Raw genomic sequence first — 13,551 nt, forward strand, 5'->3', positions numbered from 1 at the left:
AAACGAGGGTGTATCGGTTGATACACCCTCGTCTATTTATGAAGAAAAACTTCTGATTTATTTTTCGGAAGTAAAACCTGCGCCGATGAACTCTCTGTTCAGGCGGGCGATGTTGGTCAGGGAGATTTCTTTCGGGCATTCTGCTTCGCAGGCGCCGGTGTTGGTACAGCTACCGAAACCTTCCTTGTCCATCTGTGCCACCATGTTGAGCGCACGTGTTTTTCTTTCAGGATGGCCTTGTGGTAACAGTGCCAGCTGGGAAACTTTAGCAGACACGAAGAGCATCGCAGAAGAGTTTTTACAAGCTGCTACGCAGGCACCGCAACCGATACAGGCTGCAGCAGCGAAGGCGAGGTCAGCATTGTGTTTATCTACAGGGATGCAGTTGGCGTCCTGGGCGTTGCCGGTGTTAACGGAGACATAACCACCTGCTTCGATGATACGATCGAAAGCAGATCTGTCTACTGTCAGGTCTTTCAGTACCGGGAAAGCGCCTGCTCTCCAGGGTTCAACGGTGACAGTATCACCGTCTTTGAAAGCACGCATGTGCAGCTGGCAGGTAGTGGTACCTTCCCATGGACCGTGTGCACGGCCGTTAATATGCATAGAGCACATACCACAGATACCTTCACGGCAATCGTGGTCGAATGCGATAGGCTCTTTGCCTTCATTGATCAGATCTTCATTTACCACATCGAACATCTCCAGGAATGACATTTCAGAAGAAATGTTTTTTGCCTGAACAGTTTCAAATCTACCCTGATCGTTTTTGTTTTTCTGCCTCCACACTTTTAATGTGAGGTTCATGTTATAATGTTCCATATTCCCTGGACAATTATTTGATTTATAATCCTGGTTAACCGTTATACAATCAACCAATAACCATTATTTGTAGCTACGTTGAGTAGGTTTCACTTCTTCGAATGTCAGTGCTTCCTTGTGCAGTTCATACTGGCCATTGCCTTTGTATTCCCATGCAGCCACATAGCTGAAGTTTTCATCATCACGTTGTGCTTCACCGTCCGGTGTCTGAGATTCTTCGCGGAAGTGACCACCACAGGATTCGCGGCGTTGCAGGGCGTCGATACACATCAGTTCACCCAGTTCGAGGAAGTCGGCTACACGGCCTGCTTTTTCCAGCTCAGGGTTGAATTCACTTGCATCGCCTGGTATGCGTACCTCTTTCCAGAATTCAGCGCGGAGCGCTTTGATTTCTTCGATGGCTTCTTTCAGACCTTGCTCGTTACGTGCCATACCGCACTTGTCCCACATGATCTTACCGAGTTTTTTATGGAAATGATCAACAGATTTGGAGCCTTTGATAGACATCAGTTTGCTGATAGTTTCCTTCACGCTTTTTTCGGCTTCTACGAAGGCAGGGTGATCGGTAGGGATGGCTTTGGTACGGATTTCGTCTGCGAGGTAGTTACCCAGTGTATAAGGGATTACGAAGTAACCGTCTGCCAGGCCCTGCATCAGCGCGGAGGCACCGAGGCGGTTAGCACCGTGGTCGGAGAAGTTGGCTTCACCGAGGGAGTACAGACCGGGAACAGTTGTTTGCAGTTCGTAATCTACCCACAGGCCGCCCATGGTATAGTGTACGGCAGGGTAGATACGCATTGGTTGTTCGTATGGGTTTTCGCCGGTGATTTTAGCGTACATATCGAACAGGTTACCATATTTTTCTGCTACTACTTCCTTACCGAGTTTAATAACTTCTGCTTTGGAAACGTTGGACAGCTGGCGTTTACCCACTTCTGTGTTACCATAACGTTCGATCGCAGCGGCGAAGTCGAGGAATACCGCCTGTTTGGAGGTACCTACGCCATAGCCGGCATCGCATCTTTCCTTGGCTGCGCGGGAAGCCACGTCACGGGGAACGAGGTTACCGAAGGCAGGATATCTTCTTTCCAGATAATAATCCCTTTCATCTTCAGGGATATCGCTGGCTTTGCGGGTATCGTTTTGTTTTTTGGGCACCCAGATACGGCCGTCGTTACGCAGTGATTCTGACATGAGGGTCAGTTTGGACTGGTGATCGCCGGATACGGGGATACAGGTAGGGTGGATCTGTGTGAAGCAGGGGTTGGCGAAGTAAGCACCGTTTTTAGTGGCTTTCCAGGCTGCAGTCACGTTAGAGCCCATAGCGTTGGTAGAGAGGAAAAACACGTTACCATAACCGCCGCTGCAGATCAGCACGGCATGGCCGAAGTGGCGTTCCAGTTCACCGGTCACGAGGTCACGGGCGATGATACCGCGTGCTTTACCATCGATTTTCACGATTTCAAGCATTTCGTGGCGGGAGTACATTTTCACGTTGCCGAGTGCTACCTGGCGTTCCAGGGCGGAGTAGGCACCGAGGAGGAGCTGCTGACCAGTCTGGCCGGCGGCATAGAAAGTACGTTGTACCTGTGTACCACCGAAAGAGCGGTTACTTAACAGGCCACCATATTCACGGGCGAAAGGTACACCTTGCGCCACGCATTGGTCTATAATATTGCCACTTACCTCTGCCAGGCGATGCACGTTAGCTTCGCGGGCGCGGTAGTCGCCACCTTTTACAGTATCATAGAACAAACGGAAAACGGAGTCACCGTCGTTCTGGTAGTTTTTGGCCGCATTGATACCACCCTGGGCAGCAATACTGTGCGCACGGCGCGGACTATCCTGAAAGCAGAATGCTTTAACCTTATACCCTAACTCACCCAATGAAGCCGCTGCTGAAGCGCCGGCCAAACCAGTACCAATCACGATTACTTCGAGGCTGCGCTTATTGGCAGGGTTCACCAGCTTACAATGTCCTTTATAGTCTTCCCATTTACTGTTTAATGGTCCGGCAGGAATTTTTGCGTTCAACATATATCCTTACTTTACAGAATTATTTGAAATAGATTACAATCGGGATCAGAGCAAAACCAAGCGGGATGAGGATACCGAAGATCCATACCCCTACAAAGCTGATCAAACCGTTGTATTTTTTGTGATTTAAACCGAAGGTCTGGAAAGCGCTTTTGAAACCGTGGATCAGGTGGAAAGACAGCCCTATCATACCGATAACGTACAATACAACCAGCAAGCCGTTTTTGAAGGTTTCATAAGTCAGCGCATACAGGTCTTTCAACGGTTCTTCCACACCGGGATAGGTATGGGTAGGCATGTTGGTATAGTGGAACGCGCCCCAGAAATTGACCAGGTGGATCACAATGAAGACGAAAAGAATACTACCCATGATTGCCATCTGGCGGCTGAACCAGGAAGATGTCTGGTTGCCGGGATTAACGGCATATTTCACCGGACGGGCAGCTCTGTTGGAGAAAGTGAGCTTCAGCGCTACAACCGCATGAATCACGATCAATATTTTCAGTCCCCAGGCGATGAACTGGACCAGACTGTTGTGCCCCATAAACTGGGCGTAAGAGTTAAAAGCTTTGCCTTCATCATTATAAAGCAGCTGGACGTTACCTGCCAGGTGCACTATAACAAAACTGCAAAGAAACAAACCGGTAGCACCTACCAATAACTTCTTACCGATAGAGGTATTAAATAACTGTGACCACTTCATAAGTAAAATTCTAAGCTTCCTTGTATAAAAAGATGATTGAAATGTCGCGCAAATTTAGGGCAGGAAAAATAAAAACCAAATGATATTTATCAGGTTTTCTAAAACATTAGATTAAAAAATTATGCATAAAATAATTGAAAATCAATCATTTTATGCATAATATCTTTCATTTCGTACTGAAAATATAATATAAATTATTCCAACCGTTTCAACATGATGTTGTCTATCATATTATACAAATGCAGGGGCTGATATGTTCGCCATTTATCGTCCTCCAGCAGGTGGACATAGTACTGCAGACGGGCTTTTTCGAACTCCTGTCTGGTTTGTTCAGGCATATTCAGACTGACGATCCAGCCACCTTCATCCCTGATATCCTCCCACCATTCTTCATAATAACAATCATCGGAAGAGTGGTAATTCATCACATTTTCGGTGATGAGGATAAACTTGTAGATCCCTTCAGCAATCAGCACATCGATGATTTCCCGTTTGAGGGTCATGATATCGTTGTCGATGGCATCATTCCATTCTCCCAGTAATTCTATGATGGCAAAATTGTACTGGTAGTCAGCGAAGAGGATTTTCAGATACAGGTTACGGGAGCCGAAATCGTCCCACTGCGGGTGAACGTAGTAGTTATAGACTGTATTGGTAAATTCAAATTCACTGTACTCTCTCCCGTAGAAGGGTGATAGTTCATCTTCTTCAGCGGCGTACAGATGCCTCCAGTTATAATATGGTTCGATTGTATGCATGTTGTAGTCTTCGCTACAAATTTCAGATTTAATCAGGCTTTGGCAAAATCGTCAACTGCCTTTTTCACGCTGCCGGCTTTCAGCAACAGCTGATGTGCCTGTTCGTAATCAGTGATAGATAGTTTCTCCATCAGCATTTTCACGCCTCTGTCCACCAGTTTTTCATTACTCAGCTGCATGTTTACCATTTTGTTATCTTCCACTCTGCCGAGCTGGATCATCACGGAAGTAGAGATCATGTTGAGCACCAGCTTCTGTGCAGTGCCGCTTTTCATGCGGGTGCTACCGGTAACGAATTCAGGCCCTACCACTACTTCTACCGGGAAATCGGCAGATGCAGACACCGGTGAACCAGGATTACAGCTGATGCTGCCGGTAATGATACCGTTGCTGCGGCATTTATCCAATGCACCGATAACATAAGGTGTAGTGCCGCTGGCAGCGATACCTACCACCACATCTTTATCCGAAATATCAAACTCCTGCAGGTCTTTCCAGCCTTGTTCGCGGTCATCTTCCGCAAATTCCACTGCCCTGCGGATAGCACTGTCGCCACCAGCGATCAGGCCAATTACCAGGCCTTGTGGCACACCAAAAGTCGGCGGGCATTCAGAGGCGTCTACAATACCTAATCGGCCGCTGGTACCGGCGCCGATATAAAACAAACGTCCTCCTGCCAGCATTTTATCTGCTATTGCTGTTGCGAGTTTTTCAATCTGAGGAATAGATTTTTCCACTGCTAAGGGAACTGAGCGATCTTCTTTATTGATGTTGGTCAACAATTCCGTCAGGCTCATCTTTTCGAGATGACGATAATGAGAAGTCTGTTCAGTTACTTTTTCAAATGCCATATGTGATCTGTTGTAGATGTTTTTTAACTATTATGATATACGATGAGTCCTTCCATTGGCGTACGTAATATTTTGCCAATAGGCAGCTCATAGAGCTCGCACAGCTCTTTCAGGATATCCTGAAAATGCCAGGCGATGCCACCGGTAAAGTGCAGGGCGGTGGTCCAGCTTTCCCGGTACTTGTAAAGATGATTAAAGAAGAAATCATTCAGCCCGTCTTCCAGGATATTTTCAATCAGGAAATGGCCTCTGTTTTCTGAGAGAAAGGTCGAGTATCTCGACAGGTAACGGTTGGCCAGGGGTTTCCTGTATACGTTTTCCAGTATTTCGTCTTTATTGGTATTATACTTCAGGTCAAACCGGGCCATCAGTTCTTCATCGAAAGTGTTGTACAGGTAGTACTGCAGCACCTTTCTTCCCAGGTAGGCACCACTGCCTTCATCGCCGAGGATATAGCCCAGGCCCGGATTATTTTTAACAATTTTTTCTCCATCGAAATAGCAGGAGTTGGACCCGGTGCCCAGAATACTGGCAATCCCTGGTCCACGGCCGCACAACGCGCGGGCCGCGCCCATCAGGTCGTGGTTCACATCTATCAGTGCCTGTGGCCATACTGCCTTCAGACTGTCTGTTACCAGTTGAATATTCTTCTGCTGGGAAAGACCGGTACCATAGAAATACACCTCGTCTATCGTTGTGTTGGCCGGCAGCTGTGGTATCAGCTCCACTTCCAGAATCTGCCGGATCTGGTCTGCGGTTTGAAAATACGGGCTCACACCCTGGGTGTTGTAAATCCCTGGCTCATGGTTTCCCAACAGGGCCCATTCTGTTTTTGTAGATCCGCTGTCAGCTATCAGCATTGTTCTTGCAGCCATCCCTGTAAATTATGAAATTAAAGAATCGTAAGCGTTTGCCCCTGATTTATGCTATTTTTGTCACAATTTAAACAAAAGGGTTTCATAAAAACAAATGCCACCCCTGAGTTTAGGCTATGATGATGCATGCACGCAGCAGATTTCCTTCCGCCTGCGGCTTATATTACATGGTTAAAAGATTGGTCATAAATTAGCGGGTTAACAAACAAATTATGTCAAACAGGAAGCTGAATGTTTTCTTACCTCTTCTCTTTGCAGTAGTGCTGGCCATCGGAATGTTCCTCGGCCATAAAATGCCCGGTTCCAACACCGGTGGCACCACGGTCTTCTTTACCAAGCCCAGCAAAGGCCCTCTGCAGGAGGTAATGGATCTTATTAAAACTAAATATGTAGATACACTCGATGCCGATAAAGTACAACAGGAAGCCATAGAAGGCCTGCTGTCTCATCTGGACCCGCACTCCATCTATATTCCGCCTTCCCAGTTGCAACAGGTTAATGAAGACCTGGAAGGCAACTTTGAAGGTATCGGTGTAGAATTTAATATCACAGCGGATACTATCAATGTCGTATCTGTACTCAGCGGTGGTCCGTCTGAAGCAGCCGGTCTACAAACCGGTGACAAGTTCCTCCGGATAAACGATACACTCGTTGCAGGCAACGGCATCACCCCCGAAAGAGTACGCAAACTGCTGCGTGGTCCGGCCGGCTCTGTTGTCAATACCGTGCTGTTACGTCAGCAGAAAAAAATACAGGTGCCTATTAAAAGGGGTCTTATCCCCCTGTACAGCATCGATGCCAGCTATATGGCCGCCCCTGGTGTAGGTTATATCAAGATCAACAAATTTGCAGCCACCACCTTTGATGAGTTTATGCAGGCCATGCGTAAGCTGGAAAAACAAGGCATGCAAAAACTCATTATCGATGTACGCCAGAACCCAGGCGGATTTATGGACGCTGCCGTACGCATCGCCGACGAGCTGCTGCCCGACAACCGCCTCATTCTCTACACACAAGGAAAAGCCTATCCCCGCACCGACTATAAAACCAAACGTCCGGGTATGTTTGAAACCGGCTCACTGGCCATCCTCACTGATGAAGGCTCCGCTTCCGCCAGTGAAATCCTCGCCGGCGCCATCCAGGACTGGGACCGCGGCACCATCATCGGACGCCGTACCTTCGGTAAAGGGCTGGTGCAGGAACAATACGACCTCGACAACGGCGGTGCCCTACGTCTCACCGTAGCCCGTTACTACATCCCTTCCGGCAGAAGCATCCAGAAACCTTACGGTGATGGCACCTCCTACGATGATGATATCCTGGAACGCTACCATCATGGCGAACTGGTCAATAAAGACAGTATCAAAATAACTGATACCGTTCCATATAAAACCAACTCCGGCCGCCGCGTATACGGAGGCGGTGGTATCACACCTGATATCTTCGTACCGTTTGATACTTCCCGTTTCTCACCGGCACTAACGGCGATCTATACACGTAATGCACTGGGCAACTTCGCCTACCAGTATTACACCAGCAACAAAGAAACCTTCAAACGCTACAAGGATGCGGAAGACTTCACCAAAAACTTCCACACCACTCCTGAGCTGTTCAGTGAATTCAAAACCTTCGCCCAGAAAGATAGTGTTCCCGGCCTCAACCACCTGAGCACCCATGACGAAGAGGAAATCAAAACAAGATTGAAAGCCGTACTGGCCCGTCAGCTGTACCGTACAGAAGGTTTCTATGAGACTATCAATGCAAATGATCCGGTGATTAAGAAGGCTCTTGAGACATTGGAACACAATAACAAACGTTGATGAATGCTGATGTTTTTGATGTTCCTGATGAGCGAAGATTATAACGAAGATTGACCTTATATTATAAAAAGCGAATCGCCCATGATACAATATCATGGGCGATTCGCTTTTTATGTTATTGTCTTTTTAAGCTACATCATTTTCTCGCTATGACCTTCGCTCATCAGGAACATCTAAAACATCAGCACTTATCAGCGGTTCGTTTTGCGTTCCATCTTAGGCAGCGACATAGCAATCAGATCATTCATCACATTTACTGCTTCGTCGAGGTAAATATCTTTGGTTCTTACCTTCAGCCAGTCTTTGTTGCGGGCGATCTTGGAAGAATCGTTGCCCAGTTTCTCCATATCTGACTTAATGTTGACGATGCTGAGTTCTTTCACTTTATCGTTTACTGCGTCGTACTTTTTAAGGGCGGCCGTATTGGATTTCTGCTCAGATTTAAAGGTCTGCAGATTGAGTGAATAAGTTTCCTGTTTTTCGAGTTTTTTCAGTGTGCTGAGGTTCTCGTTGAGCAGTTTGAAAGCTGGGCTGTTGGCCATTCTTTTTTCGCTGCTCTTTTTCAGGGCTTCTGTATTCACAGGGTTGATCCACGGCGTGAAGGCAGCGCGGGGTATTTCGTCCCATATCAGTGCATCGCTGTCTTTGCGTTCAGCTACATCATAGTATGGATCCGGAAGCACTACATCGGAGGCAACTCCTTTCAGCTGGGTAGAACCGCCATTGGCGCGGTAGAATTTCTGCTGGGTGAGTTTCAGGGCGCCGAGGCTGCCACCGTCTTTCACCGGATAGAAATCGTCCAGGTTGAAGAGACGTTGTACGGTGCCTTTACCGAAGGTTTGTGTGCTACCGATGATAACAGCGCGTTTGTAGTCCTGCATGGCGGCAGCCATGATTTCGGAAGCAGAGGCACTGTATTCGTTCACCATAATAGCCAGCGGGCCATCATATTGTACGTTTTTATCACGGTCGCGCAGTACTACGGCATCGCCGCCTCTGGAGCGTACCTGTACGATAGGACCTTCCGGAATAAACAGGCCGGCCATCTGTACTACGTCCTGCAGGGAACCACCGCCATTAAAACGGAGGTCGAGGATGATACCTTCTACTTTTTCTGCTTTGAGTTTGGCGACTTCTTTAGCAACGTCTTCGGCGCTGCGGGCACCGTTACGGTCGTTGAAGTCGGCGTAAAACTCCGGCAGGTAGATATAACCGATCTTATGCTGACCATTGATAATGGCAGATTTAGCGAAAGTTTCTTCGGTAACGATTTCATCCCTCACGATGGTGATGTCTTTTATGGTACCATCCACACTTTTCACGGTCAGTTTTACCGGGGTACCTTTTTTACCACGGATCAGTTTTACCGCATCTTCCACAGGGTAACCGGTGATATCTACGGGCTCACTGGTGCCCTGAGCTACTTTCTGGATTACATCATTGGCTTTCAGCTGACCTTGTTTCCAGCTGGGGCTGCCTGTAACGATGCTGACAACTTTGATTCTGTCGCCTTCTTCTTTCAGCTGGGCTCCGATGCCGAAGAATTTACCGGCCATCTGTTCTTCGAAGGCACGTTTTTCATCAGGCGGGAAGTAGTCGGTATGCGGATCCATCGTGGTAGTGATGGCATTCACGTATAAGTTAAAACGATCGTTGTCGTTCTGTCTGTTTTTCAGTCTTTCAAAATAGCGGTCATACAGCTGTTTTACCTTTACGCGCGCATCGCTTTCCAGCTGGGCGTCTGTTTTGGTTTTGATGCTGTCTGTTTCCTTGGCTTTCTCCCTAAGCTCCTGCAGATCAGTCAACTTTTCGAGTGTGCGGTATTTCAGCACCTTACGCCAGGCTTCCTTACGGGCAGTCTCGTCGATGGGATAGTCAACCTTCTCAGGGTCCAGCACTACTTTTTCATCTGCTGTGAAATCAAAGGGTTTGGACAGGATCTCCGGATAGATGCCAGCAGCTTCAGCCACCCTTTGTTTGATCAGGGTGTTGATATTGCGGAAACAATCCACCGGTGCTCCTTTTAATTCATCATCGATATGTGTGGCAAGAGGGGCCAGCCTGTCGATATCGGATTTCAGGAAAAATTTCTTTTCCACATCGAGGCTACGCACATATTTATTGAAAACGTCCTTGGAGAAGGCATCGTCGATGGGTTTGGGTTGGTAATGCCCTTCTTTCAGCATCTGACCTACCAGGTTCATGATGACCTCATAACGGCCGGGAGGATCTTCCGAATGTCCCAGTTTATTAAAAGCCAACACGCCGGCAGAGATGCTTAGGAGCACAACCGGGATAATCACTTTCAGTCTCATATGTATCTCTATTAACGTAAACGTTGTCTGACCAAATATAAAATAAAATCGTCCGTTGCCACTTGAAATTATTTCCTTTTAACAAAAAATTGGGCCAAACGGTTAAGCGACAGCGCAGAAGGTAATTTCTGTAAAAAAAAGCGCAAAGCAGCAAGCCACCGGAAGGATCAAACGTGTATCCCTGGTGTTTTGCTGCTTTGCGTTTCTACATCACATCTTTGTGCGCGCTATTCCTTTACCAGCTTATAAACGGCTCCTTTGAAACCGTTTTTGGTGGAGCTGCTGGTGAGCATATACAGTTCACCCTGTTCGTCTTCTCCCCAACTGAGAATGAAGGGGTTATCCGCGGGACGGCTGGATAGCTGCAGTTCTGCGCGTTCCCATTTATTGCCTTTAGGTACCAGCACAAACGTTTTACCGTTATAGTCACCGAATACGTACAGTCCTTTCAGGGAAGGAATGGCATTGCCCCGGTACACATAACCACCGGTGATACTGATCCCCAGATCGTGGTCATATTCGTGTATGGGAGCCACCAGTTTGTTCTTATCTGCATCAGCCGGCACGTTGAAATCATGATAACCTTCCATGATACGCCAGCCATAATTTCCTCCTTTGGTGATGATATCTACTTCCTCATATTTGTTTTGTCCTACATCACCGGCGAAGATCCTGCCAGTGCTCCGGTCGAAGGAAAAACGCCAGGGGTTACGCAAGCCATAGGCCCATATTTCAGGCTTTGCCCCTTCATTTTTCACGAAAGGGTTGTCTGCCGGCACTTTATAGGGAGTTGCGTTAACATCAATCCGGAGAATTTTGCCCAGCACGGTGCCCAGGTTCTGTGCGTTGCCAATGGTACCGTGTTTGTCACCTCCACCACCGCCATCTCCGAGGCCTATATACAAGTACCCATCGGGACCGAAGGCCAGCTGGCCCCCGTTATGATTGGATTCGGGCTGGTCTATTTCCATCAGCACCCTTTTGGAAGCCGGATCTGCCATATTCGGATTCGTGGCAGAGGCGGTAAATTCCACCAGCTGGCTTTTGTGGTCCAGCACTTTTTTTACCGGGTTGAGTACGGGTGCACTATAATAGACATAAAATTTGCGGTTCTTTTTAAAATCAGGATGGAAAGCCATGCCCAGCAGGCCTCTTTCATCATAGGCCGGATTTACCTTCACCATATCGGCGCTCACATCCAGGAAGGGCTGGGACTGCTGAGTGCCATCTTTATTAACAATCCAGACCTTACCTTCTTTCTGGCAGAAAAACAGCCGGCCGGTACCATCACGGGGCACAGCCATATTGACAGGGGAAATGAATTTGTCTGTTATCAGTACCAGCCTGGCTTTCCGGGCAGGCTGACCGGCAGTTTCATCAGGTTCGCCGGCCAAGGTAGTTTGGGCAAATAAAAGCGGGAACAACATCCCACATAACAACCCTTGTATTTTCATAATAGAGTGGAATTTATCAGAAATAAAAATAATGGATTCTTCAACCTGTACTGATGACTTTTTGCTTTTTCCCTCCTGCTTTTTACCTTAGCAGGAAATTACATCAGCTTGGACAATACGGCTACTCCCAGAAACGACCCATACGCTTCGCTACGATTCAAAGAATTCAACTACTATCTGGTCATCCGCTTTGCTTTAGTATTTGCGCTGGCCATGCAGTTTGCCATTATAGAGTGGAAAGTGTATGCTTTATCACATGACCCTTTTTCATTAGGGCTTATTGGTTTGTCTGAAGTAATCCCAGCCGTACTGCTGGCTCCTTTTGCGGGACATCTGGTAGACAGACGGGAGAAAAGGGGTATTCTGCTGAAATCCATAACAGCTTATATTTTCATCAGCATCGGGCTCTTCCTCCTTACCTGGGACCGTGCGGTGACGGGTATCTCCACACAATGGGTGCTGAACATGATCTATCTGCTGGTTTTCGTGGGTGGCATTGTCCGCGCTTTTGTAAGTCCATCCAACTTTTCCCTGTTATCCTTACTGGTACCCCGGGCATTGTATGCCAATGCCTCTACCTGGAGCAGCTCTGCCTGGCAGATAGGTGGCGTGCTGGGGCCTGCATTGGGAGGACTATGCATTTACTGGTTTGGCGTACATTGGTCTATGCTGCTGGTAGTCGGCATTTTCCTGGCTCCGCTTTACAGCCTCATACAGATAAAACCCAAACCCATTCACTATCAGGAAAAAGGGGAAACGTTTTTCCAGGGGCTGACCAGCGGGATGCGTTTTGTATGGAATACCAAGGTAGTGCTGGGAGCGATGGCACTGGATATGTTTGCGGTATTGTTTGGCGGGGCTGTGGCCATGTTGCCGGCCTATGCCACGGATATTCTGCATGCGGGCTCTTTTGGTTATGGCCTGCTGCGTTCTGCACCGGCTATCGGCGCACTGGTAACGATGTTTATCCTGGCACACCGGCCGCTGGTTCACAAACCGGGTATTAAGCTACTGGCAGCAGTGTTTGGCTTCGGGCTGTGCATCATTATTTTCGGCTTGTCCCGCAACTTTTTCCTGTCGATGGCCGCCTTATTGATAAGCGGTTCACTGGACGGGATCAGTGTGATCATCCGCCAGACCATCCTGCAGTTAAAAACACCAGATGATATGCGGGGCCGTGTAGCTTCCGTAAGTTCCATGTTTGTGGGCTCATCCAATGAGCTGGGCGCTTTTGAAAGTGGCTTTATGGCCAGACAACTGGGGCTGGTCACGTCCGTGGTATTTGGTGGTTGTGTGACACTGGGAGTGGTGGTCACCACTTACATTATCAGCCCGGCCATGCGTAAACTGGATCTGAAACCCTGATTACAAATCCATCTTATCCTTCAACTTTTCCAGTACATAGTACACTGCAGGGCAGACCATACTGTTTTCGTAGGTGATATTAGGACGTTTGAAGAAGTCGTAGCTGTCTGTATACGGGTAGTTGGCGCAGTCGCCGGGACGCACATCGTAGATGCTGCAGGCATTGTCGTCTCCCAGAAACGGGCATGGGCTTGACTTTACCACATAATCTTCGTCTTTGTCTATCCGCAGGTAGGTATCAATGAAGGCGCCTTCCTTCATACCCATATACTTGGAGATACGTTTGATATCGGGTGCTTTAAAGCGTGGACTGATGGATTTGCAGCAGCGGGCACAGTCCATACAATCTACATGGGTGAATGCTTCTTCATGAAGGTCGGGCAGCAGCTTCTCCACTCCTTTCCCACGGCGCGTCTGCAACTTCTGCAGAAATTGTTTGTTGGCCTTCTGTTTGTCTTTGGCCTTCTGTTCCCAGTCTTCTAATATCTTGCTCATTGGCGCAAAGATAAGTAAATACCCGTTGGACAAAACCATGACATAAACAAGCAGCA

The 13,551-nt window shown here is 47.9% G+C and carries 11 protein-coding genes; 2 read left to right on the plus strand and 9 right to left on the minus strand.

Translation table 11 applies throughout. The features are described from left to right. Nucleotides 1-57: 57 nt before the first annotated feature. The 6 genes from KD145_RS13050 to KD145_RS13075 form a co-directional block, all read right to left on the minus strand. A complete protein-coding gene (locus tag KD145_RS13050; protein WP_212006309.1) occupies nt 58-822 on the minus strand; it encodes a succinate dehydrogenase/fumarate reductase iron-sulfur subunit in 765 nt (254 codons plus the stop codon). 63 nt (nt 823-885) lie between these two features. After that, nucleotides 886-2,859 carry a fumarate reductase/succinate dehydrogenase flavoprotein subunit gene (locus KD145_RS13055; RefSeq protein ID WP_212006310.1) on the minus strand — a complete coding sequence of 658 codons (1,974 nt, stop codon included), beginning with the start codon at nt 2,857-2,859 and terminating at the stop codon, nt 886-888. A 19-nt stretch (nt 2,860-2,878) separates the two neighbouring features. After that, entirely contained in the window at nt 2,879-3,562 is a 684-nt protein-coding gene (locus KD145_RS13060; protein ID WP_212006311.1) for a succinate dehydrogenase cytochrome b subunit, read from the minus strand. 194 nt (nt 3,563-3,756) lie between these two features. Further along, entirely contained in the window at nt 3,757-4,320 is a 564-nt protein-coding gene (locus KD145_RS13065) for a hypothetical protein (protein ID WP_212006312.1), read from the minus strand. A gap of 32 nt (nt 4,321-4,352) precedes the next feature. Further along, nucleotides 4,353-5,171, minus strand: a complete 819-nt coding sequence (gene murQ, locus KD145_RS13070) for an N-acetylmuramic acid 6-phosphate etherase (protein ID WP_212006313.1) — start codon at nt 5,169-5,171, stop codon at nt 4,353-4,355. 23 nt (nt 5,172-5,194) lie between these two features. Further along, on the minus strand, nt 5,195-6,046 hold the full coding sequence (locus KD145_RS13075; protein ID WP_212006314.1) for an N-acetylglucosamine kinase: 852 nt from the start codon (nt 6,044-6,046) through the stop codon (nt 5,195-5,197). Between the two features lie 212 nt (nt 6,047-6,258). Between KD145_RS13075 and KD145_RS13080 the strand changes: the two genes are divergently transcribed. Next, nucleotides 6,259-7,866 carry a S41 family peptidase gene (locus KD145_RS13080; protein ID WP_212006315.1) on the plus strand — a complete coding sequence of 536 codons (1,608 nt, stop codon included), beginning with the start codon at nt 6,259-6,261 and terminating at the stop codon, nt 7,864-7,866. 191 nt (nt 7,867-8,057) lie between these two features. On the opposite strand, the gene KD145_RS13085 is transcribed toward KD145_RS13080, so the two are convergent. Both KD145_RS13085 and KD145_RS13090 read right to left on the minus strand, forming a co-directional pair. Beyond that, on the minus strand, nt 8,058-10,181 hold the full coding sequence (locus KD145_RS13085) for a carboxy terminal-processing peptidase (protein WP_212006316.1): 2,124 nt from the start codon (nt 10,179-10,181) through the stop codon (nt 8,058-8,060). A gap of 227 nt (nt 10,182-10,408) precedes the next feature. After that, complete coding sequence (locus KD145_RS13090) at nt 10,409-11,635, minus strand: sorbosone dehydrogenase family protein (protein WP_212006317.1); 1,227 nt, start codon at nt 11,633-11,635, stop codon at nt 10,409-10,411. A 108-nt stretch (nt 11,636-11,743) separates the two neighbouring features. On the opposite strand from KD145_RS13090, the gene KD145_RS13095 reads away from it, so the two are divergent. Next, a complete protein-coding gene (locus KD145_RS13095) occupies nt 11,744-13,000 on the plus strand; it encodes an MFS transporter (protein WP_212006318.1) in 1,257 nt (418 codons plus the stop codon). Here KD145_RS13095 and KD145_RS13100 read toward each other — a convergent pair whose 3' ends face one another. After that, nucleotides 13,001-13,495 carry a YkgJ family cysteine cluster protein gene (locus KD145_RS13100; RefSeq protein WP_212006319.1) on the minus strand — a complete coding sequence of 165 codons (495 nt, stop codon included), beginning with the start codon at nt 13,493-13,495 and terminating at the stop codon, nt 13,001-13,003. Between the last annotated feature and the right edge of the window lie 56 nt (nt 13,496-13,551).

Source organism: Chitinophaga sp. HK235, from assembly GCF_018255755.1.
GTDB lineage: Bacteria > Bacteroidota > Bacteroidia > Chitinophagales > Chitinophagaceae > Chitinophaga.

What these genes read in the sequence shown, in the direction of transcription:
- KD145_RS13050 (WP_212006309.1), bottom strand. Translation starts at nt 822, where the DNA reads ATGGAACATTATAACATGAACCTCACATTAAAAGTGTGGAGGCAGAAA.
- KD145_RS13055 (WP_212006310.1), bottom strand. Translation starts at nt 2,859, where the DNA reads ATGTTGAACGCAAAAATTCCTGCCGGACCATTAAACAGTAAATGGGAA.
- KD145_RS13060 (WP_212006311.1), bottom strand. Translation starts at nt 3,562, where the DNA reads ATGAAGTGGTCACAGTTATTTAATACCTCTATCGGTAAGAAGTTATTG.
- KD145_RS13065 (WP_212006312.1), bottom strand. Translation starts at nt 4,320, where the DNA reads ATGCATACAATCGAACCATATTATAACTGGAGGCATCTGTACGCCGCT.
- murQ (WP_212006313.1), bottom strand. Translation starts at nt 5,171, where the DNA reads ATGGCATTTGAAAAAGTAACTGAACAGACTTCTCATTATCGTCATCTC.
- KD145_RS13075 (WP_212006314.1), bottom strand. Translation starts at nt 6,046, where the DNA reads ATGGCTGCAAGAACAATGCTGATAGCTGACAGCGGATCTACAAAAACA.
- KD145_RS13080 (WP_212006315.1), top strand. Translation starts at nt 6,259, where the DNA reads ATGTCAAACAGGAAGCTGAATGTTTTCTTACCTCTTCTCTTTGCAGTA.
- KD145_RS13085 (WP_212006316.1), bottom strand. Translation starts at nt 10,181, where the DNA reads ATGAGACTGAAAGTGATTATCCCGGTTGTGCTCCTAAGCATCTCTGCC.
- KD145_RS13090 (WP_212006317.1), bottom strand. Translation starts at nt 11,635, where the DNA reads ATGAAAATACAAGGGTTGTTATGTGGGATGTTGTTCCCGCTTTTATTT.
- KD145_RS13100 (WP_212006319.1), bottom strand. Translation starts at nt 13,495, where the DNA reads ATGAGCAAGATATTAGAAGACTGGGAACAGAAGGCCAAAGACAAACAG.